The organism is Rhodanobacter sp. FW104-R8 (assembly GCF_001617365.1).
In the GTDB taxonomy this organism is placed as follows: Bacteria; Pseudomonadota; Gammaproteobacteria; order Xanthomonadales; family Rhodanobacteraceae; genus Rhodanobacter.
Window position 1 is genome coordinate 1 of sequence record NZ_LVJR01000123.1, and the last position, 20367, is coordinate 20367.

The following is a 20367-nucleotide window of genomic DNA, read 5'->3' on the forward strand; positions in this document are numbered from 1 at the left end:
GCATCCGGACACCCTTTTGCCCAAGCGCGACTCGGGCAAAATCAGAATACAAGGGCGGGCACCGCCCGCCGGCTTTTGCATGGAAACAAGAGCGGCGGGCCGTGCCCGCCCTACGAAGCTGATGTCGAACAGAGCCAGGAGCATCGCGCACAGGGTGCGCTCCTACCGGCACACTGGTGCCGGCACGGGCTAAAATGTCTCGACTCTCTCCACGGCCACCCGACATGCAGCACCTGACCATCGTCACCACCGGCGGCACCATCGACAAGATCTACTTCGACGACAAGTCGGACTACAAGATCGGCGCGCCGCAGATCGGCGAGATCCTCGGCCAGCTCGGCGTGGCGTTCCAGTTCGACGTGATCCCGATCCTGCGCAAGGACAGCCTGCACATGGGCACCGAGGACCGCGCGCTGGTGCGTTCGACGATCGAGGCGCAGCCGCACCGCCACGTGCTGGTCACCCACGGTACCGACACCATGGTCGAAACCGCGCGCGAGCTGGCCGGCATCAAGGGCAAGGTGATCGTGCTGACCGGCGCGCTGAACCCGGCGCGCTTCCAGGGCTCCGACGCGGTGTTCAACATCGGCTGTGCGGTGGCCGCGGTGCAGACTCTGCCCGACGGCGTCTACATCGCCATGAACGGCCGTGTATGGGATCCGGCCAGGGTGCGCAAGAACCGCGACGCCAACCGCTTCGAGGAAATCGCCGGCTGAACCGCCGGCACGAAGGGCCCGGTCGGATCGACCGGGCCCTCGTCGTCACCACAGGCTCCTCGGCTTGCAAAGACGGCGAGCCTTCCCTGGCCCGCCGGGGGGCTCATTACCAGCTGGCCTGCAGCGACACGCCGGAGAACGACGAATAGCCACGCACCTTGATGTAGTACGTGCCGGACGCCGCGCTGAACTTGCAGCTCTCGTTGTTGCCGGCCAGGTACGGGCGGCAGTCGTAGCTGGTGGTGGTCGGCGCCAGGTCCTTTCTGACGTACAGGTCGGCATCACCGGTACCGCCGGAGATGGCGATGGTCAGGTTGCTGCCCGACGGCACCGTGACGGTGTAGCTCAGCTCCTGTCCGCTCGAGCCGGACAGGCCGGTGACCGGCACGCCGTTCTGCAGGCCGCCGGTGCCGCTGCCGGTGCTGTAGGACGCCTTGACGGTGACGCCGGAGTACGCCGAGTAGCCGTGCACCTTGAGGTAGTACTTGCCGGCGCTCGGCGCGGCCACGGTGCAGCTCTCCGCATTGCCGGCCTTGTACGGGCGGCAGTCGTAGCTGCTGGTGGTCGGCGCGCTGCCGAACTTGGTGTACAGGTCGGCATCGCCGGTGCCGCCGGAGATCGACATCACCAGGTTGCTGGCACCGGCCGGCACGGTGATGAAGTAGTCGTTGTCGCCACCCGTGGCCGCCGCCACGCCGGTGACGGCCACGTTGTTCTGCAGCTCGGTGGTGGTGCCGCCACCGCCCGGGCAGCTCACGCCCACGCCGGTGAATGCGGCGACCACGTCGTTCTTGTTGTAGGCCAGGTCCTGCGCCGCCGACGCCACGCCGCAGGCGCCGTTGTTGAAGTCGGTGGTGGCGTTCCAGTAGACCTTGTTGGCCAGTGCGAACACCTGGAAGGCCTTCCGGGTATCCCAGCCGGCGGTCTTGGCGAGCAAGCAGAACGCCTTGTTGTAGACGCCGCTGCTGTAATGCACATCCATGGTGGAGGTGTAGTTGGCGGCGTTGTCGATCGAGCGGCCGTCCTGGGTCGGCGTGCACATCCAGCGCAGCGCGGTGCCGCTCTTCATGATGTCGGCACCGACCAGCCAGTCGTTGCTGCCGCGGTCGAAGAACTCGGCGGCCTCCCCGGCGATGTCCGAATAGGCCTCGTTGATGCCGCCGGACTGCCCGGAATACTGCAGCGCGGAATGCTGCTCGGTGAAGCCGTGGCTGATCTCGTGGCTGGTCACGTCCAGCGACACCAGCGGGTAGAACGTGCTGGCGCCATCGCCGAAATACATCGCCGTGCCGTTCCAGAACGCGTTCTCGTAGCTCAGCTTGTAGTGCACGTTCATCACCAGCTGGAAGCTCAGCGGCGCCACACCGACGTAGGCCACGTACATGTCGTGGGTCACCCCGCCGAAATGGTGCGCGTCGTTGACCGGCGAATAGGCGCCGTTGATCGCGTCGGTGTCGCTGTTGGGACACGTGAAGCTGACCACCGAACCGCTGGTGCCCTGACGCAGGTTGTTGGTCGTGACGTCGGCGTTCTGCAGCGTGCAGGTGCTGCCGGACTGGGTCACGTTGAGCGCCGCGTAGTTGGTGCCGTAGAGGTACTTGCCGGTCTTCAGGTTGCCGCCCGGCCCGGTGGCGGAAGCGTCAGTGAGGCCGTCCCAGTTCTGGATCACCTCGCCGGTATTGGCGTCGACGATCGCGGTCGGGCGCGACGGGTTCGCGCCGTCGACGAAGTAGGACACGCGATAGACCAGCCGCGCAGGGCCGTTCTCCTGCGGGTACACGAACAGATCGGCCTGCTCGTTGCCGACCGAAGCGCCGCCGACCAGGAGGGTGTGCACGTGCGACTTCAACGCCGCGACGGCGCGGCCGGCATCCAACCTCGGCGAAACCGAAGCCAGGCCGGGCTGGTTGTCCTGCATCAGCTCGCCGGTGGCACGCAGCGCGTTGCCCTGCGCATCCTGCACGACGGCAATGCTGCGGCCGTAGACCGGCACGCCGCGGTACATCTGCTGCTGGCGCACGACCCGATGGCCGTTGGCGATGGCGGCCGCACTGCGCGGCGCCAGCGACATGTCCTGGCCGAGATTGAGATGTGCTGCCAGCGCGTTGACCGGCATGGCACCGAGATTCTGCGCGTGCAGGGTCTTCGTTTCGGCGGCCGTCGCCACCGACGCGGTGGCCATGCCGATGGCGACAACCAGCAGTTTCAAACCGTGATGATTGGGCATTCAAGGACTCCCATACAATTTTTCGGGACGAGCGGACCCGATGCGGCCGCGCGGACCCCATGCAAGAATTGCCGTGCGACGCACGGCCCCTTATTTCGTGTGCTGCCTGGCGATCCCAAACTACGTCCGGCCCGGCTGCCTCCCCCTGGCACTCCCTTGCGCCAACAGCGCGTGGACGCGTAACTGCAAGACGGCGATCACGCCGCCAAGGGATCATTCGCCAACCTCCCCGATGACGAATCCGGCTACGTTATTCCTTGCGACGAATCGCAACAATATGATTTTTTCCTATGCCGAGTGACGGCCATCACGGCGCGGAAGTGGCGACGGCACCATGCCGGAAGCCATGGCGCGTAATCTTGCGCACGGCAGACGGGGCGTGCCCGGAAACGCACGCTCCTGCGATACAGGGAGGTTTGCCGGGCCGGGGCGCTTGCCGCGGACGCGGTTCAGAGCATGCCGGTCTCGAGCTTCGCGGCGTCGGACATCATCGAGTGGCTCCACGGCGGATCGAACACCAGGTCCACGTCCGCCTCGGCCACCGTGGGGATCATTTCCAGCTTGGTGCGCGCGTCGTCCACCAGGATGTCGCCCATGCCGCAGCCGGGCGCGGTCAGGGTGAGCTTCACGTAGACCTTGCGCTCGCCGGATTCGGTCTGCTCCAGGCTGAGGTCGTAGACCAGCCCCAGGTCGACCACGTTCACCGGGATTTCCGGATCGAATACGGTGCGCAGCTGGTCCCATGCCAGCTTTTCCACGTCCGCGTCGGTGGCGTCCGCGGGTACCTCGATCGGGGCCGGCCGCTGCTTGCCCAGCGCATCGGCGTCGTCGCCGGCGATGCGGAACAGGTTGCCTTCCACGTACACCGTGAAACTGCCGCCCAGCGCCTGCGTGATGTAGCCGATCTGGCCGGCCGGCAAGGTCACCGTGTCGCCCTGCGGCACCATCACGGCGCTGCAGTCGCGCATCAGGGTGAAGGGTTCGCTGCTCAGACTGAAACCGCTCATGCCTCTGCAAGATCCTGTATCTGCGGGCGCGGCCATGCGTCGGACCCGGAATGCGTATTATGCCGCCCGCCGCGCGGGGCCGCTTGTCCCAGATCAGGCCGGTGGCGGCGGACTTCAAGGCCGAAGCCATCCCGGCAGCCGCCGGCGGCACGCTATGATGGCCGCTTTGCCCGATGGACCCGCGCATGTTCCAGGCCACCTCGACGCACCGCCTCCGCCGATGAGCAGCGTGCGTACCGTATCGCTGTCGGTGTTCGCGCTGTTCAGCGCCGCCATGCTGGGGCTGGCCGCCGGCGCCGTGTGGATGGTGGCGACGCTGTACCTGCGCCAGTCGCTGCCGTGGCTGGCGCTGCCCCTCGGCGCGCTGCTGGCCTGGACCGTCCGCGCCTGCGTGCGCCCGGCGGGGCTCGGTGCGGCGCTGCTGGCGGCGTGCGCCACGCTGCTGGCGGCGCTCTACGTCAACATGCTGGTCGCCGGCGTGCTGATCGCCGGCAACATGGGCATGGGCCTGATCGACGCCATGCACACCGCCGGCTTCGGCATGCTGTGGCAGCTGGCGCGGATGGCGCTGTCACCGGCAGACATCGCCTGCGCCGTGCTGGGCATGCTGCTGGCCGCATGGCTGGCCTGGCACCAGCCGCGCCGGCGCTGAAGCGGCCCGCCGCGGATCAGGCGCAGGGCGGGCACTGCCCGCCGCTCTCGCTCGTCAAAAGCCAGCGGACCGTGCCCGCCCTGCGAAGCTGACGGGACCGGTAGGAGCGCACCCTGTGCGCGAATGCTCCACAAGAGCATCGCGCACAAGCTGCGCTCCTACAAAAACGCAAATCGGCTCAGGCGTCGATCTCCTTCAGCGACGCCACCAGCTCGCCCACCGCCGCCTGGCCGTCGCCGTACAGCATGCGCGTGTTGTCGGCGTAGAACAGCGCGTTCTCGATGCCGGCAAAGCCGGTGCCCCTGCCGCGCTTGATCACGATCACGTGCTTGGCCGCGCTGACGTCCAGGATCGGCATGCCGTAGATCGGCGAGGCCGGGTCGGTCTTGGCCAGCGGGTTGACCACGTCGTTCGCGCCGATCACCAGCGCCACGTCGGTGGCGGGGAACTCCGGGTTGATGTCGTCCATGTCGGCGATCAGGTCGTACGGCACGCCGGCCTCGGCCAGCAGCACGTTCATGTGCCCGGGCATGCGGCCGGCCACCGGGTGGATCGCGAACTTCACCTTCACCCCGCGCTTGATCAGCAGTTGGGCGAACTCCCACACCTTGTGCTGCGCCTGCGCCACCGCCAGGCCGTAGCCGGGCACGATCACCACGCGCTCGGCGTAGGCCATCATCACTGCCGCATCGGAGGCATCGACCGGCTTCTGCGCGCCCTCGATCGCCTGCGCTTCGCCGCCGGCGGCGCCGAAGCTGCCGAACAGCACGTTGCCGATAGAGCGGTTCATCGCCTTGGCCATCAACTGGGTCAGCAAGGTGCCGGCCGCGCCGACCACGGTGCCGGCGATGATCATCGCCTCGTTGCCCAACACGAAACCCTCGAACGCCACCGCCAGGCCGGTGAACGCGTTGTACAGCGAGATCACCACCGGCATGTCGGCGCCGCCGATCGGCAAGGTCATCATCAGGCCGAACGCGAGCGCCAGCGCGAAGAACGCCGCGATCAGCATCGGGCTGGCATGGCTGGTGGCGAGCAGCACGCCCGCGGCCACCGCCGCTGCCAGCAGCAGCAGGTTCACCGCGCGCTGGCCGGGGAACACGAAGCGCCGGTCCATCCAGCCCTGCAGCTTGGCGAACGCGACCAGCGAACCGGAGAAGCTCACCGCGCCGATCAGCGCGCCCAGCACGCCCAGCGCCAGTTCGGTCGGCGACAGCGCGGGCGGCAGGCCGTTCACCGCCCAGGCCTCCGGTCGCAGCGGCGAGGTATCCGGCACAGCGTGCAGCAGCCCCAGCCCGCGCGCGTAGCCGATCAGCTCGACCGCGCCGATCGCCGCCGCCGCGCCGCCGCCCATGCCGTTGTACAGCGCCACCATCTGCGGCATCGCGGTCATCGCCACGCGGCGGCCGCTCCACCAGGCCGCGGCCACGCCGATCAGCACCGCAGCGATGATCAGCCCGCGGTTGTGCATGTCCGGCAGGAAAAACGTGGCCAGCACCGCCAGCAGCATGCCGAAACCGGCCCAGACGATGCCGCCGCGCGCGGTGCGCGGCGAACTCATGCGCTTGAGACCGAGGATGAACAGCAGTGCGGCGAGGAAATAACAGGCCTTGATCAAGGTCGGCAGCCAGGCCATCACTTGGCTCCCTTGCCGGCGTCCGGCCGGCTGGACTTGAACATCTCCAGCATGCGCTCGGTCACCACGTAGCCGCCGGCGGCGTTGCCGGCGCCCAGCAGCACGCCGATGAAGCCGATCGCGATCTCGAACGGCGTCTGCGCGTGGCCTAGCGCGATCATCGCCCCAACCAGCACAATGCCGTGCACGAAGTTGGACCCGGACATCAGTGGCGTATGCAGGATCACCGGCACCCGCGCGATGATTTCATAGCCGGTGAACGCGGCCAGCATGAAGATGTACAGCGCCAGGAAACCATCGATCATGACCCCATCCCCCATCAGAGCCGCCCGCCAGGACGTCGTGCTCGCATCATACGGGTGCCGGTCAACCCGCGCGAGCCTGCCGCGTTGAACGCGAAAGATCCACCGCTGGAGCCCGAGGATGCCCCATACAACGCCGCGGACGACGCCCCCATGAGCAGCGTGGCCGGTGCACTAGGCGCGGAACTGCTGGGCGACGTCCGCGAAACGCCCGCCACACTGGACGCGTTCCTGGCGCAGGTCGAACGACGCGCGTTCCGTGTCGCCGAGCTGCAGCTGCGCCAGCGCGAGGACGCCATGGACGCGGTGCAGGACGCCATGCTGCGGCTGGTCAGGCACTACCGCGACAAGCCCGCCACGGAATGGGCGCCGCTGTTCTGGGGCATCCTGCGCCGGCGCGTGGTCGACCTGCAGCGCCGGCGCAAGGTGCGCTCGATCGTGGTGGGCTGGCTCGGTGGCGGCCGCGACGACCAGGGCGACGAGCTGCCCGTATGGGAACCCGCCGACCCGGGCCAGGACCCGCTGGGCCGCCTGCACGACGTGCAGGCGTACGCCGACATGGCCGCTGCGGTCAGGCAACTGCCGCAGCGCCAGCGCGAAGCGTTCATGCTGCGTATGCTGGAAGGCCTGGACGTGGCCGAAACCGCCCATGCCATGGGCTGCTCCGAAGGCAGCGTGAAAACCCATCTGTCACGCGCGATGCATCATCTGCGCGACCAACTGGAGGACTGGCGATGACCACGCCCGACAAGCATTTCGAACGGCGCGCCCGCGAGCTCTGGCACGAGGCCGCCCAACGCATCGACCCGGCCACCGCCGGGCGCCTGCGCGCGGCCCGGCGGCAGGCGCTGGCGACGACGCGCGCGCCGGCGCCCCGCGCCGCGCGCTGGCTGATCCCGGCCGGCGCCTTCGCCGTGATCGCCCTGGCCACGATGATGGTGTGGCAGCCGTTGCCGCGGCATCATGCTGCTCCGGCCAAGACGGCGGTCAACACCGCCGAGACCGGCGTCGAGCTGGACAGCGACCTGCCACCGGATGCCGACAAGACCGATCCCAACCTCTACCAGAACCTCGACTTCTACGGCTGGCTGGCCGCCAACAACAGCTCGACGGCGGCGCGCTGAATCATGACCTGGCTCTCCCGCAACATGCTGACCCTGCTGCTGGCCACCTTGCTTGGCGGCACCGCCGCGGCACCGCTGTACGCGCAGGCACCGCCGCCCGCCCCGCCGCCGCAGGACGACATGCCGCCGCCGCGTCCGTGGAACAGCCTGGACCCGGCCCAGCGCGACGTGCTGGCGCCGCTGCGCGACAGCTGGGACAGCATGCCGCCGCGTAAACAGGCGCACATGCTGCACCGTGCCGAGCGGTGGGTCACCCTGCCGCCCGACAGGCGCCAGGAAATCCGCGAACGCATCTCCCGCTGGCAGCAGATGACGCCGGCCGAACGCGAGCAGGCGCGCGAGAACATGCGCAAGTTCCACGAGTTGTCGCCGCAGCAGCGCGAACAGCTGCACGACACCTTCCGGCGCTTCCAGCAACTGCCGCCGGAACAGCGCGAGAAACTGATCCGCGAATGGCACGCACTGCCTCCCGCCGAGCGCCTGCACTGGGAGGAGCGCCACCGCCGCGATCGTCCGCCGCCTGGCAGCCCCGTCCACCCCTGAGCAACGTATCGGCCGCCGTGCGCGGGCGCTCCTACGAAGGTCCCGGCTCAGTCGTGTGGGCGGGCAATGCCCGCCGCTCTTGCCCATCAAAAGCCGGCGGGCATTGCCCGCCCTACGGCCCGCTCAGCCGGCGAAGCGCGTCTCGCCGGCATGGCTCAGGCAGCTCTTCGCCACCAGCTCGTCGTCGAAATCCGGTTTCAGCTCACCGTCGTGCACCAGCAGATCGAGGAAGTTGAACACATTGCGCGCGTACATCTCCGACGCATGCAGCGGCGCGCCGGCCGGCAGGTTCAACGGGCCCAGGATCACCACGCCGCCATGCTCGACCCGCTCGCCTGGCCGGGTCAGCTCGCAGTTGCCGCCGCTCTCGGCCGCCAGGTCGACGACCAGTGCGCCCGGTTTCATCCCTTCGACCATCGCCGTGCTGAGGATCTTCGGCGCCGGCCGCCCCGGCACCGCCGCGGTGCTGACCACCACGTCGAACGACTTCAGGTGATCGGCCAGCGCCTGCTGCTGCGCGGCGCGCTCTTCCGCCGACAGCTCGCGCGCATAGCCGCCGCTGCCGGCGGCGCTGACGCCGAGATCGAGGAACTTCGCGCCCAGCGACTCCACCTGTTCGCGCGTCTCCGGGCGCACGTCGTAGCCTTCGGTCTGCGCGCCGAGCCGGCGCGCGGTGGCGATCGCCTGCAGGCCGGCCACGCCGGCGCCGATCACCAGCACCTTGGACGGCCGGATCGTGCCGGCGGCCGTGGTCAGCATCGGGAAGAACTTCGGCGAGGCCTCGGCCGCGATCAGCATGGCGCGGTAACCGGCCACCGCCGCCTGCGAGCTCAGCACGTCCATCGCCTGCGCGCGGGTGGTGCGCGGCAACAGCTCCAGCGAGAACGCGGTGAGCTTGCGCGCGGCGAGCGCAGCGATGCGCTCGCCGGCGCCGTACGGGCGCAGCTGCCCGACCACCATGCTGCCTTCGCGCAGGCCGGCAAACGCCGTGTCGGCCGGCGGCAGCACGCAGGCCAGCACGTCGGCTTGCGCCAGCACCCCGGCCGCATCGGCAAACTCGGTCTCGGCGTAGACGCTGTCGGGGAAACCCGCGGCGCGCCCCGCATCATGCTCCAGCAGCACGCGCACACCCTTGCCGCGCAGCTTCTTCGCCATCTCTGGCGTGATCGCCACGCGCCGCTCCCCGGCGGCAGTCTCGCGCAAGGCGGCAACGATGATCGGCATGGTGCAGTCCCCTCGGCATTGGTCGGGCCATCTTAGCGGCACTCGCGGGTTTTGATCCGGGCCGGCGCAAAAGAGTAAGCTGGCCCGCCGGCATAGGCGGCTCACGCCGCGCCGGGGTCATCGCCGGAGATTCCGATGCCCGCAATTCCCAACGCCTTCGACGACCTGCTGGCCTCGGCGCGCGGCGCGCGCGAACAGGCCTATGCGCCGTACTCGAACTTCCTGGTCGGCGCCGCGTTGCTTGCCCGCGATGGCCGCCGCTTCAGTGGCTGCAACGTGGAAAACGCCTCCTACGGCTTGTGCAACTGCGCCGAACGCACCGCGCTGTTCAATGCCATCGCTGCCGGCTGCCGTCCCGGCGACTTCGCCGCCATTGCCGTGATCGCCGACACCGACCACCCGGTCAGCCCCTGCGGTGCCTGCCGCCAGGTGATGGCCGAACTGTGCGACGGCGCCATGCCGGTACTGCTGGCCAACCTGCACGGCGACACCCAGCAGACCAGCGTGGCCGCGCTGCTGCCCGGCTCGTTCAAGCTGCCGCTGTCGGCCTGACGGTTCGCGCGGAACGGCCCCGACCGCTAGCATGGGCATCCCCGCCGGAAGAACCGATCCATGCCCACCGCCCTGTCCCTGCTCCAGCAACGCCACTCCGTGCCCTCGCGCCAGCTCGGCGAGCCCGCGCCGGACGAGGCGACCCTGCACGAACTGCTGGAGGCGGCGATCCGCGTGCCCGACCACGGCAAGCTGGTGCCGTTCCGGCTGATCCGCCTGCAGGGCGAGGCGAAGCTGGCGTTCGGCGAGCAACTGGCGGCGATCGCGATCCGTAACCACCCGGAGATGTCCGACGCCAAGTTGGAGAAGGAGCGCCTGCGTTACACCTTCGCGCCACTGGTGATCGCCGTGGTCGCCCGCCTGCAGCCCGACAGCAAGGTGCCGGAGATCGAGCAGAAGCTGTGCGCCGGCAACGTCGCCTACAACATCCTGCTCGGTGCGTATGCACTGGGTTACGGCGGGCAATGGCTGACCGGCTGGGCCGCCTACGACCGCGAGGTGGCGGGCATCCTCGGCCTGGCCGAACACGAACACGTGGTCAGCTTCGTCCACCTCGGCACGCCACAGATCGAGGTGCCCGACCGCGATCGCCCGGCGCTGACCGACCTGCTGAGCACCTGGACGCCGTGAACACGCCGGCAAATGGACGTCCAGCCGTCCATCTGGTCGACGGCAGCCTTTACGTGTTCCGTGCCTGGCATTCGATGCCGGACGAATTCCACGACGCCGACGGCCACCCGGTCAACGCGGTGCACGGCTACACCCGCTTCCTGTGCGAGCTGCTGGAACGCGTGCAGCCCGAACACATCGCGGTGGCGTTCGACGCCTCGCTGACCAGCTCGTTCCGCAACGCGATCTACCCGCCGTACAAGGCCAACCGCGAACTGCCGCCGCCTGACCTGGAGCGGCAGTTCGTGCAGTGCCGCGCGATCACCGAGGCGCTCGGCGTGCACCTGATGATCGACCACAGCTTCGAGGCCGACGATCTGATCGGCAGTACCGTGTGGAACCTGCGCGCGCAAGGCTGGCGCAGCGTGATCGTCTCCGCCGACAAGGATTTCGGCCAGCTGCTGGGCGAGCACGACGAACAGTGGGACTACGCCCGCGGCCTGCGCTGGGGGCCGGCCGGCGTGCACGAGAAACTTGGCGTGCACCCGCACCAGGTCGCCGATTACCTGGCCCTGTGCGGCGACAGCGTGGACAACATCCCCGGCGTGCCCGGCATCGGCGCGAAGACCGCCGCCGCCCTGCTCACCCACTTCGGCAGCCTCGACATCCTGCTCGACCGCATCGACGAAGTCGCCTTCCTGCGCCTGCGCGGCGCCGCCGCGTGTGCCGCCAAACTGCGCGAACACGCCGAACAGGCGCGGCTGTACCGCCGCCTCACCCGCATCGCCCTCGACGCCCCCGGCGCCGAATCCGCCGACGTCCTGCAGCGCCGCCCGCCGCCCGTCGACCAGCTCGACGCACTGTGCGAACAACTCCGCCTCGGCGCCTTCACCCGCAGCCGCCTACGCGCCTTGCTGCGCTGACGCTTTTCTCCCTCCCCTGCATCGCAGGGGAGGGCTGGGGTGGGGTGCTCTTGATCTTCCCCGCCAGCCCGGAGCCACCCCCTCCTGACCTCCCCCTGCCTTGCAGGGGGAGGGACCAAGAACGTGCGCTATTTCAAGCTGTGCTCCCTCCTCCGCATCACAGGGGAAGGAACCAGACGAGCTACGCCTTGCCGTCGGGATCCGCAGCAAGCATCGCGCGCACAGCTGATGCCAACGGCGGAAGGTGTTGCTGCACCACCATCAACACGGTCTGGGCATCGATGTCACCCAGATAGTTATGCACCAGGATGTTGCGAAAACCGCTGATCTGCTTCCAGGGTATCGCCGGGTACTGGGTCTTGATGGTCTCCGGCAGTTGCTGGGTGGCCTCCGACAAGGTCTGCAAGTTGCGCAGGCTGGCGTCGTACAACACCTCATCGCGCGTCAGGTCGCCGCGCTGCTGGATGCGGTCGATTTTCTCGACGGTGTCCAGAATATGCCGGGCATGAGCCTGCCAGGCCTTGCTCACAGATCGACCGCCTCTTGCAGCACGCGCGCCCGGATATGGCGGTTCAACTCGTGCTCGGGGATGACGTCCAGTTGGCGCCCGGTGATCTCGACCAGCCGCTCGGCCAGCGCCAGACGTTGTGCGAAGAGATCGTAACCGCGCGGAAAATCGACCAGGAAGTCGATGTCGCTGTCGGGCTGTTCCTCGCCTCTTGCCACCGAGCCGAACACGCGAATTCGCCGCGCGCCATATTGGCGGCATGCGGCGTTGATCGCGTCTTTCTGTGCATGCAGTGCGTCGAGCAACATGACTGATGTTCCTGTATTCGGGGCTTGGCCCGTGCAACGGCTTGATCGTACTGCATGCCTCGCGCAGCCCGCCAGCCGATCGGCGCAGGCCTTCCTGGACCTCGCGCCGGTGGGCGGGCACGGCCCGCCGGCCCTTCGTCGTAGTCGTGCATCAGGGCAGGAGCGGCGGGCGGTGCCCGCCCTACGCAGCTGGCTTCGTTCCCTCCCCCGCATCGCAGGGGAGGGCTGGGGTTGGGTGCTCTTGGTCTTGCTCGCCAGCCCGGAGCTACCCCCTCCTAACCTCCCCCTGCCTTGCAGGGGGAGGAACTAAAACGCAAGAGCCGTGCTCCTCCCCTACCTTGCAGGGGAGGAGAAAGAAAACGGCGGCCCGGAGGCCGCCGTTTTCATCATGCGAACCGGCTCAACGCGAGGCGGCTTTCGGGGCGTCCTTGGCGGTCCACTGCTTCAGCCAGGCGTTCACCGAGTCGTGCCACTGCACGCTGTTGTGCGGCTTCAGCACCCAGTGGTTCTCGTCGGGGAAATGCAGCAGCTGGCTGGGGATGCCGCGGCGCTGCAGCGCGGTGAACGCGCCCAGGCCCTGGGTGTCGGGGATGCGGAAGTCCTTGGCCGAATGGATCACCAGCATCGGCACGCGCCAGTCCTTGACGTGGTTGAGCGGGTTGAACTTCTCGTAGTTCTCCGGGTGTTCGTACTGGGTGCCGCCGTTCTCGCGTTCCTCGAACCACAGTTCCTCGGTGTCGTAGTACATCGCACGTGCGTCGAACACGCCGTCGTGGTCGACCAGGCACTTCCACGGCTGGTTCCACACGCCGGCGATCCAGTACACCATGTAGCCGCCGTAGCTGGCGCCGAGCGCGCAGGCACGGTCGCCGTCGAGGAAGCGGTACTTGTCCAGCGCGGCTTTCCAGCCCAGCTTCAGATCTTCCAGCGGCTTGCCGCCCCAGTCGCCGGAGATCGAGTCGGTGAACGCCTGGCCGTAGCCGGTGGAACCGTGGAAGTTCACCGTCACCACCGCGAAGCCCTGGCCGGCGTAGGTCTGCGGATTCCAGCGGTAGCTCCAGCCGTTCTCCATCGCGCCCTGCGGGCCGCCGTGGATGATGAAGGCGACCGGGTAGGTCTTGCCCGGCTGGTAGTCGACCGGCTTCACCACGTAGCCCTGCACGGTCTCGTTGTTCCAGCCCTTGAAGGTGAAGAACTCGGCGTCGCCCACCTTCGCGTTCTTGAGGTCCGCCGCATTGAAGTGGGTAACCTGCTTCAGGCTGCTGCCGTCGGCGGCGGCAAGATAGACGTCGGCCGGCCGCTTCAGGTCGTCGCGGATCAGCAGCAGCTTGCCCGCGGCCAGCGAGAAGCCGCTCACCGTGCCTTCGCCCACCAGTTGGCTGACCTTGCCGCTGGCCGCGTCGATCGCGAACAGCGGATGCTGGCCGTTGTCGTCGGCAGTGGCGTACAGCGTCTTGCCGTCGGCGGAAATCGTGAGGCCGCCGGGCGAGCGATCCCACTTCGGATCAACCTCGCGCTTCGCGCCGCTGGCCAGGTCCAGCGCCATGATCGCGAAACGGTCCGCCTCGAAGCCCGGCGTCTTCATCGCCAGGTAGTACAGCGTCTTGCCGTCCGGCGAGGCCACCGGGTACGCATCCCACGCCTTGTTCTCGGCGGTGAGGTTCTTTGGTGCGGCCAAGCCGTCCGCCGGCACGCTGTACACGTCGAAATTGGTCGACCACGGCTCGCTGGTGCCGGCGATGCGCGCGTTGAAGTACACGGTCTTGCCATCCGGCGCGAAGCCGAACTCGCTCTCGTCACCGAACGGCTTGCTCGGCACATCGCCGTCGATGCCGCGGCTCAGCCGCTTCGGCTCGCCCGCCAGCTGGCCCTTGCCGTCGAAGCGGGCCACGAACAGCTGGTTGCGCCGGCCGTCGGCCCAGGTGTCCCAATGCCGCACGAACAGCTTGTCGTAGAGCGTGCCGCTGGCCTTGTCCTTCGCGCGTGCATCGATGCGCTGCTGGGTGCACGCCAGCGTGGTGCAATCGGCATACACCTCGTACGACAGCAACACCTGCTTGCCATCCGGCGACAGCTTGTAGCCGCCAACGTCCAGCACCCCGTGGCTGACCTGCACGGCGGGAGCATGCTCGGCCAGGTTCAGGCCACCCTCGCCGCCCAGATCCACCCGCCACAACTGCGCCACGCCCTTGGCCGGCGCCACGAAATACAGGCTGCGGCCATCCGCCGACCAGCGCGCCGAACTGCCCTTGTCGACCACCTTCACCGGCTGCCCGTCCTTGGCCAGGTCCAGCACATAGACCGCGCTGACGCCCTTGTTCGCATCGTAGTCGGTACTGCGCACGCCGAACGCCGCGTAACGCCCGTCCGGCGACAGCTGCGGATCGCTGACCCGATCCATCATCACCAGGTCGCGCACATTGAACGCATGCGCGCCCTCGGCCTTGACGAAGCTGGTATCCACGACGTCGCCCGCCATCGCGGGCGCCGCCACCAGCGCGAGCAGCAGCGCGGCAATCAGAGGTTTCATGGGGGGGTCCTTGGGTGGTCAAAGCGGTGACGGTAGAGCGCAGGCCTGCCGGGACGCAAGCAAACCGTGACGGAGCTCCCTTAAGCGTAGACCACAGGCGAGGCTCACACGGCCGAGCACACCGTTGTGATGCGACGCACATTCCGTCTTCATATTTGGTACAAAACGTGCTGCTGCTGGCGTATCCAAAGGGGAGTCCACCATGTTGCGCCAGCGCATTTCCGCCGGTTTCACCTTGATCGAGCTGATGATCGTCGTAGCGATCATCGCGATCCTCGCCGCTATCGCCATTCCGGCGTATCAGGACTACCTCATCCGCGGCCAGGTCACCGAAGGCATGAGTCTGGGCAGCGGTGCCAAGGCTGCGGTGTGGGATTTCGTGTCCAACACCGGGCGCTTCCCACCAAACAACCAGTCGGCCGGCATGGCCAATAACACGTCCATCACAGGCAGTTATGTTTCCAGCGTGGATGTTACGGGCGGCGCCGTGAAGGTGCTCTATCAGGGGCCCAAGGCCAACACCCACATCAGTGGGAATGGTATCTACTTGCTGCTGTCGCCAGTTACCCATGCCGGCAGCATCACCTGGACGTGTACGGCCAGCACCGTGGATCCGAAGTACTTGCCAATTGCTTGTCGTCAGTAAACGCTGACAAAAATACCTAAGCTCTACAAAAACTGCCCAACAGCGTCACTTTTAGTCCGTGCGTGACGCCCTTGGTCAACACGGCACACAGGTCACAATTCCCGATTTCCCGAGGCGCCAACGGCACGGCTTGCAGGCTTCCGTGACGCTGGGCACAATCCCATCGTCTACGGTTGTGAGTGAATACACCGGCGGCAAACGTGGCATATATGCTGCTTGACTTTGCCGCGAGCTTCCTGGTCGTTCCGACCATGCGAATGGGGTCCGTTCCCGCCTAGGGGGATAAAGGGACTGGGGCTCAGGGGGCATCACACGGTTAGCTAACCAAAACAGAGGAACCACCATGAAGAAGATGCAGAAGGGCTTCACCCTGATCGAACTGATGATCGTGGTCGCGATCATCGCCATCCTCGCCGCGATCGCCATCCCGGCCTACCAGGACTATCTGATCCGCACGCAAGTGTCCGAAGGCGCGGTACTGACCGACGGCGCGAAGACGGCGATCTCCGAGTTCTACTCCAACAAAGGCACCTTCCCCGGCAACAACGCCTCGGCTGGCCTCGCCACGGCTGGATCCATCGCTGGCAAGTATGTGAAGTCGGTTGATATCTCCGCTAATGCCGGCCAAATCGTGGCCACGTTCAGCAAAGCCGCGCCGCAATCGGCGAATAACGCCATCGACACCAAGACGTTTGTGCTGTCTGCCGTCACCCACAGCGGCTCGATCGCGTGGAGCTGCACCAAGTCGACGGTTGCCACCAAGTACCTGCCGTCTTCTTGCCGCTAAGTCACGATCTGATTCAGGTACGTTTGGAAGGGCCGCCCTGCGCGGCCCTTCTTCTTTTCACGGAAGCCCGAATGCGATCGAACTTTTCAGCCATCTACTGGATCGCACTGCCCCTGCTCTGCTTACTGGCATGCGTGAGCTACCGCCCTGGTTTGCATGGCGGCTTCCTGTTCGACGATTTCGCGAATCTACCCGTGCTCGGCGCCAACGGCCCCATCGACAACTGGCCGGCATTCTGGCGTTACATCACCTCGGGTGTTGCCGACCCCACGGGACGCCCACTGACGCTGCTGACGTTCCTGCTCGACGCCCACGACTGGCCTGCTGACCCGTTACCGTTCAAGCGCACCAACCTGATACTGCATCTGCTCAACGGGATCCTGCTTTACGCCTTGCTGGCCCGGCTGGGTAGCCTGCTGGGCCATGACGATCAGCGAGGCCGGACTGCCGCCCTGCTGGGAATGACCCTCTGGCTGCTGCACCCTCTACTGGTCTCCACCACGCTGTACATCGTGCAGCGCGAGGCCATGCTCTCTGCCACGTGTACCATGACCGGCCTGCTGCTCTGGTTACACGGCCGCCAACGTTTGACCGAAGGCAGAATCGCGGCGGGACTGACCTGGAGCGTACTGAGCCTGGGGGGCTTCACCGTACTGGGGGTACTGGCCAAGGCCAACGGCGCCTTGTTGCCGATGCTGGCCTTGCTGATCGAAGCGATCGTGCTCGTACCACGACACGCCATGCATCAAGACAGCGCACGCCAAGCGCATCGTCTGACACTGTTCGCCTTCGGCATCATTCCCTCGGCCGCTATCCTCGGCTACCTATTCTGGGTCGGCCTCCATGGCGTGCTTGCCAGTGGCCCGGTCGGATTCCGTCCGTGGAGCGTCGGCCAGCGCATGCTCACCGAGCCGCGCGTGCTGCTGGACTACCTGCAGTTGCTGTGGCTGCCGCGCCCGTTCTCCAGCGGACTGTTCAACGACCAGTACGTCGCCTCGACCTCGTGGCTGCAACCCGCCACCACCCTACCCGCCATGCTGATCGTGCTTGGCCTGATCGGGATTGCCTGGTGGCAGCGTCGACGACACCCCGCGCTCGCCTTGGCCGTACTGTTCTACTTCGCCGGCCAGTTGCTGGAATCCACCTCGATTGCGCTGGAGCTTTACTTCGAGCATCGAAACTACCTGCCCGCCATGCTGATGTTCTGGCCGCTCGGCCTGTGGCTGGCCGACACTCGCAAGCTGCGTTTGCTGAAGTACGCCCTGATGCTGGTGCTGCCGTTGGGTCTGGCCTGGATGACCCATGCCCGCGCCGAGCTGTGGGGCAACGTGCACAGCCAAGCCTTGCTGTGGGCCAGGATCAATCCTGACTCCGCACGCGCTCAGACCAATGCCGCACAGATCGAGATGCAGGCCGGGCAACCGCAAGCGGCCATTGGGCGCCTGGAAAAGCTGCTCGCAAACCAGCCAAGTCAGGTGCAACTCGCCTTCAACCTGATCGGCGCGCGCTGTATGACCGGTGGCATCACGGCCGCCGATCTCGCTGCAGCACAGCTTGCCATGCAGGGCACGCCGAATACCGGCACCCTCTTCGCCAACTGGTTCGAGCGCACGCTGCCTGTGGTGATGTTGGGCGGGTGCCCGGGGTTGACCGCACAAGGCCTGCAGAAGCTGATCGACACCGGGCTTGAGAATCCGAAACTGTCTGCCGCCGGGCCGCAACAAGATCTGACCTACCTGCGCGGCAAGATCGCGCTCGCACAGGGCCAGCCGGATGCGGCTCTGGCCGATTTCAACCGTGCACTCGACCTGCAGGTACGGCCCGGCATGGCCCTCGAAGCTGCCGCGACCCTGGGCCGGACCGGCTACCCATCACACGGCCTGCGCCTGCTCGACCATTACGAAGCCGTCAGCGGGAATGCCATGAAACCTGGCTTCGGAATGCCATGGCTGCATGAATGGGTGCTCCAACGACAACACTACTGGCCGCATGAACTGGATCACTTGCGGCACCAGCTCACCCTCGACGCTGAGGCGGACTCCGGGAATACTTCCAGTCATTCCCTCCAACCGGGTACCCCAGCTTGACAGACTTTCTTCGCCGCTCACCATGGCGTCTCCTGGCGCTACTTGCCGCCTTCGCCATCACCTTGGCCGTCTACTGGCCGGGGCTCTCCGGCGGCTTCCTGTTTGACGACTACCCCAACATCGTCGACAACAAGGGTGTGCAGCCACACGATGCCAGCCTCCCGTCATTAGTCGGCGCCGCGCTTTCCTCGCCGGCGAGCGACTTCAAGCGCCCGTTGGCTTCGTTGAGCTTCGCCATCAACTATCTGGCAACCGGGCTTGATCCCTACTGGATGAAGCTAACCAACCTGCTGCTTCATCTGCTGAACGGCTGGCTGGTGTGTCTGCTCTCGCTGGCGCTGCTGCGATCCGATCCAGCCCGCCGGCATCCGCGCGCCTCCCTCGTTGCCGTGCTGATCGCCACCGGCTGGATGCTGCTGCCGATCAACCTCACCGCCGTGCTGTACGTGGTGCAACGCATGGAGAGCATGGCCAACCTGTTCGTGCTACTGGGGCTGCTCGGCTACGTGGCGGGTCGCCGCCGCATGCTTGGCCCGGTTGGCCGGGCGGGATCAAACTGGGGTGGATTCATCCTTTGCGCCATCAGCGTCACCGTACCGACCACCCTCGGCCTACTGGCCAAGGAAACCGCGGTGATGCTCCCCCTGTATGCTTTGCTGATCGAATGGATGCTGTTCCATTTCGGCAAGCTGCTGGAAACGCCCGCTTCCTCAGCAAGGCCTGAGCCGGGACATTTGCCTCGCCGCGATCCACGTGTGATCGGCCTGTTTGTGCTGATACTCGCCCTGCCCATGGTTGCGGGACTGGCCTGGCTGCTGCCGGGCCTGCTGAAGCCGGAAACCTGGGCTGCCCGTGACTTCACCATGGGTACCCGCCTGCTCAGCGAGGCACGCATCGTCGTTGACTACATCGCGTGGACCCTGCTACCCACGCCGAGTGCGCTGTCGTTCTATCACGACGACTTCCGCATCTCGACCGGGCTGCTGGCCCCCTGGAGCACGCTGGCCAGCATCGTTCTTCTTGTCGCCCTGGTCGCACTGATGTTGTGGTTGCGTCGACGCGCGCCGCTGGCCGCTCTCGGTATCAGCCTGTTCCTCGGCTGCCAGTTGCTCACCGGCACCATCCTGCCACTGGAGCTGATCTACGAGCACCGCAACTACTTCGCCAGCTTCGGTCTGCTGCTGGCGATCGTGCCGCTGCTCGCCGTGTCGCGCAATTCCAGGCTGCCGCTGCCCCGGCATGTGCTGCTGGCCGGACTGATGCTTTGCTGGAGTCTCCTGACGGCACTTACTGCCTACGCTTGGGGCAACCCACTGAGCCTGGCCGAGGATCTCGCCGCACGCGCCCCGATGTCGCCTCGCGCCCAATACGAACTAGGTCGCACCTACATCATCTACTCGCACTACGATCCCGCTTCGCCATTCACGAAGCTGGCCTACGCTCCCTTGGAAAAGGCGGCCGCGCTGCCAAATGCATCGATCCTTCCCGAGCAGGCGCTGATTTTCATCAACTCACGCATGCACATGCCGATCAAGGATGCGTGGTGGGACAGCATGATCGCCAAGTTGAAAGCGCGTAAGCCTGGTGTGCAAGACGAAAGCTCGCTTGGCGCATTGACCCAATGCGCCCACGAACGCCGTTGCGATCTGCCGAAAAATCGCATGACTGAGGCATTCATGACTGCGCTCGCGCACCCCAATCCTAGCGCCCGTTTACTCGCCACCTACGGGGACTATGCGTGGAACATACTGGAAGATCACGTCCTCGGAGAACGTATGATCGAAGAAGCCATCGAAACCAGTCCAGACGAACCCGGTTACCAGGTCACGCTGATTCGCATGTTCGCAGCACTTGGGCGCAAGGACGATGCACGGAAGGCACTGCAAAAGCTTGAAGCGCTGAATACAGCTGGACGGCTGAATGGCAGTATTGCCGAACTGAAAACGTTGTTTTCCCAACCATAAATGCTCCCCCTACACACACAAA

The 20367-nt window shown here is 66.5% G+C and carries 20 protein-coding genes; 12 read left to right on the top strand and 8 right to left on the bottom strand.

All coding sequences use genetic code 11. The annotated features are described in order from the left end of the window. Window positions 1-224: 224 nt before the first annotated feature. Window positions 225-716, top strand: a complete 492-nt coding sequence (locus tag RHOFW104R8_RS16285) for an asparaginase domain-containing protein (RefSeq protein WP_068095521.1) — start codon at window positions 225-227, stop codon at window positions 714-716. Between the two features lie 106 nt (window positions 717-822). On the opposite strand, the gene RHOFW104R8_RS16290 is transcribed toward RHOFW104R8_RS16285, so the two are convergent. Together RHOFW104R8_RS16290 and sufT are read right to left on the bottom strand one after the other, a co-directional pair. Next, on the bottom strand, window positions 823-2943 hold the full coding sequence (locus tag RHOFW104R8_RS16290; RefSeq protein WP_068095520.1) for a M4 family metallopeptidase: 2121 nt from the start codon (window positions 2941-2943) through the stop codon (window positions 823-825). 449 nt (window positions 2944-3392) lie between these two features. Beyond that, a complete protein-coding gene (sufT, locus tag RHOFW104R8_RS16295; protein WP_068095518.1) occupies window positions 3393-3950 on the bottom strand; it encodes a putative Fe-S cluster assembly protein SufT in 558 nt (185 codons plus the stop codon). Between the two features lie 220 nt (window positions 3951-4170). On the opposite strand from sufT, the gene RHOFW104R8_RS16300 reads away from it, so the two are divergent. Then, complete coding sequence (locus RHOFW104R8_RS16300; RefSeq protein WP_068095516.1) at window positions 4171-4602, top strand: hypothetical protein; 432 nt, start codon at window positions 4171-4173, stop codon at window positions 4600-4602. Between the two features lie 178 nt (window positions 4603-4780). On the opposite strand, the gene RHOFW104R8_RS16305 is transcribed toward RHOFW104R8_RS16300, so the two are convergent. Further along, complete coding sequence (locus tag RHOFW104R8_RS16305; RefSeq protein WP_068095514.1) at window positions 4781-6238, bottom strand: NAD(P)(+) transhydrogenase (Re/Si-specific) subunit beta; 1458 nt, start codon at window positions 6236-6238, stop codon at window positions 4781-4783. Then, window positions 6238-6543 (bottom strand): NAD(P) transhydrogenase subunit alpha, encoded by a 306-nt coding sequence (locus RHOFW104R8_RS16310; RefSeq protein WP_068095512.1) that lies wholly within the window; start codon window positions 6541-6543, stop codon window positions 6238-6240. The genes RHOFW104R8_RS16305 and RHOFW104R8_RS16310 overlap by 1 nt, the downstream gene beginning before the upstream one ends. Before the next feature lie 150 nt (window positions 6544-6693). On the opposite strand from RHOFW104R8_RS16310, the gene RHOFW104R8_RS16315 reads away from it, so the two are divergent. The 3 genes from RHOFW104R8_RS16315 to RHOFW104R8_RS16325 are packed head-to-tail and all read left to right on the top strand — an operon-like array spanning window position 6694 to window position 8207. Beyond that, the gene (locus tag RHOFW104R8_RS16315; RefSeq protein ID WP_068095510.1) at window positions 6694-7278 is read left to right on the top strand and encodes an RNA polymerase sigma factor; all 585 of its coding nucleotides are present in this window, start codon (window positions 6694-6696) and stop codon (window positions 7276-7278) included. After that, entirely contained in the window at window positions 7275-7664 is a 390-nt protein-coding gene (locus RHOFW104R8_RS16320; RefSeq protein ID WP_068095508.1) for a DUF3619 family protein, read from the top strand. Before RHOFW104R8_RS16315 ends, RHOFW104R8_RS16320 begins: the two co-directional genes overlap by 4 nt. A gap of 3 nt (window positions 7665-7667) precedes the next feature. Then, a complete protein-coding gene (locus RHOFW104R8_RS16325; RefSeq protein ID WP_068095506.1) occupies window positions 7668-8207 on the top strand; it encodes a DUF3106 domain-containing protein in 540 nt (179 codons plus the stop codon). A gap of 123 nt (window positions 8208-8330) precedes the next feature. Here RHOFW104R8_RS16325 and RHOFW104R8_RS16330 read toward each other — a convergent pair whose 3' ends face one another. Continuing rightward, window positions 8331-9431, bottom strand: a complete 1101-nt coding sequence (locus tag RHOFW104R8_RS16330) for an NAD(P) transhydrogenase subunit alpha (protein ID WP_068095504.1) — start codon at window positions 9429-9431, stop codon at window positions 8331-8333. Window positions 9432-9566: 135 nt separating this feature from the next. Here RHOFW104R8_RS16330 and cdd point away from each other — a divergent pair, with 135 nt between their 5' ends. The 3 genes from cdd to RHOFW104R8_RS16345 are packed head-to-tail and all read left to right on the top strand — an operon-like array spanning window position 9567 to window position 11515. Beyond that, window positions 9567-9983, top strand: a complete 417-nt coding sequence (cdd, locus tag RHOFW104R8_RS16335; RefSeq protein ID WP_068095502.1) for a cytidine deaminase — start codon at window positions 9567-9569, stop codon at window positions 9981-9983. 60 nt (window positions 9984-10043) lie between these two features. Beyond that, complete coding sequence (locus tag RHOFW104R8_RS16340; RefSeq protein WP_068095500.1) at window positions 10044-10613, top strand: nitroreductase; 570 nt, start codon at window positions 10044-10046, stop codon at window positions 10611-10613. Next, window positions 10610-11515 carry a 5'-3' exonuclease H3TH domain-containing protein gene (locus tag RHOFW104R8_RS16345; protein WP_082823674.1) on the top strand — a complete coding sequence of 302 codons (906 nt, stop codon included), beginning with the start codon at window positions 10610-10612 and terminating at the stop codon, window positions 11513-11515. Before RHOFW104R8_RS16340 ends, RHOFW104R8_RS16345 begins: the two co-directional genes overlap by 4 nt. A 181-nt stretch (window positions 11516-11696) precedes the next feature. Here RHOFW104R8_RS16345 and RHOFW104R8_RS16350 read toward each other — a convergent pair whose 3' ends face one another. From RHOFW104R8_RS16350 to RHOFW104R8_RS16360, 3 genes are all read right to left on the bottom strand, one after another. Then, window positions 11697-12044, bottom strand: coding sequence for a DUF86 domain-containing protein (locus RHOFW104R8_RS16350; RefSeq protein WP_068095498.1), 348 nt, complete (start codon window positions 12042-12044; stop codon window positions 11697-11699). Beyond that, the gene (locus RHOFW104R8_RS16355) at window positions 12041-12331 is read right to left on the bottom strand and encodes a nucleotidyltransferase family protein (RefSeq protein WP_068095496.1); all 291 of its coding nucleotides are present in this window, start codon (window positions 12329-12331) and stop codon (window positions 12041-12043) included. Before RHOFW104R8_RS16355 ends, RHOFW104R8_RS16350 begins: the two co-directional genes overlap by 4 nt. A 400-nt stretch (window positions 12332-12731) precedes the next feature. Further along, window positions 12732-14861, bottom strand: a complete 2130-nt coding sequence (locus tag RHOFW104R8_RS16360; RefSeq protein WP_068095495.1) for a S9 family peptidase — start codon at window positions 14859-14861, stop codon at window positions 12732-12734. Between the two features lie 202 nt (window positions 14862-15063). On the opposite strand from RHOFW104R8_RS16360, the gene RHOFW104R8_RS16365 reads away from it, so the two are divergent. The 4 genes from RHOFW104R8_RS16365 (at window position 15064) to RHOFW104R8_RS16380 (ending at window position 20345) form a co-directional block, all read left to right on the top strand. Next, complete coding sequence (locus RHOFW104R8_RS16365) at window positions 15064-15507, top strand: pilin (protein ID WP_068095493.1); 444 nt, start codon at window positions 15064-15066, stop codon at window positions 15505-15507. Window positions 15508-15850: 343 nt separating this feature from the next. Next, window positions 15851-16294 carry a pilin gene (locus RHOFW104R8_RS16370; RefSeq protein ID WP_068095491.1) on the top strand — a complete coding sequence of 148 codons (444 nt, stop codon included), beginning with the start codon at window positions 15851-15853 and terminating at the stop codon, window positions 16292-16294. Window positions 16295-16365: 71 nt separating this feature from the next. Beyond that, window positions 16366-18381 (top strand): lipopolysaccharide assembly protein LapB, encoded by a 2016-nt coding sequence (locus RHOFW104R8_RS16375; protein ID WP_068095489.1) that lies wholly within the window; start codon window positions 16366-16368, stop codon window positions 18379-18381. Continuing rightward, window positions 18378-20345 (top strand): hypothetical protein, encoded by a 1968-nt coding sequence (locus tag RHOFW104R8_RS16380; protein ID WP_235604460.1) that lies wholly within the window; start codon window positions 18378-18380, stop codon window positions 20343-20345. Before RHOFW104R8_RS16375 ends, RHOFW104R8_RS16380 begins: the two co-directional genes overlap by 4 nt. Window positions 20346-20367 lie beyond the last annotated feature (22 nt).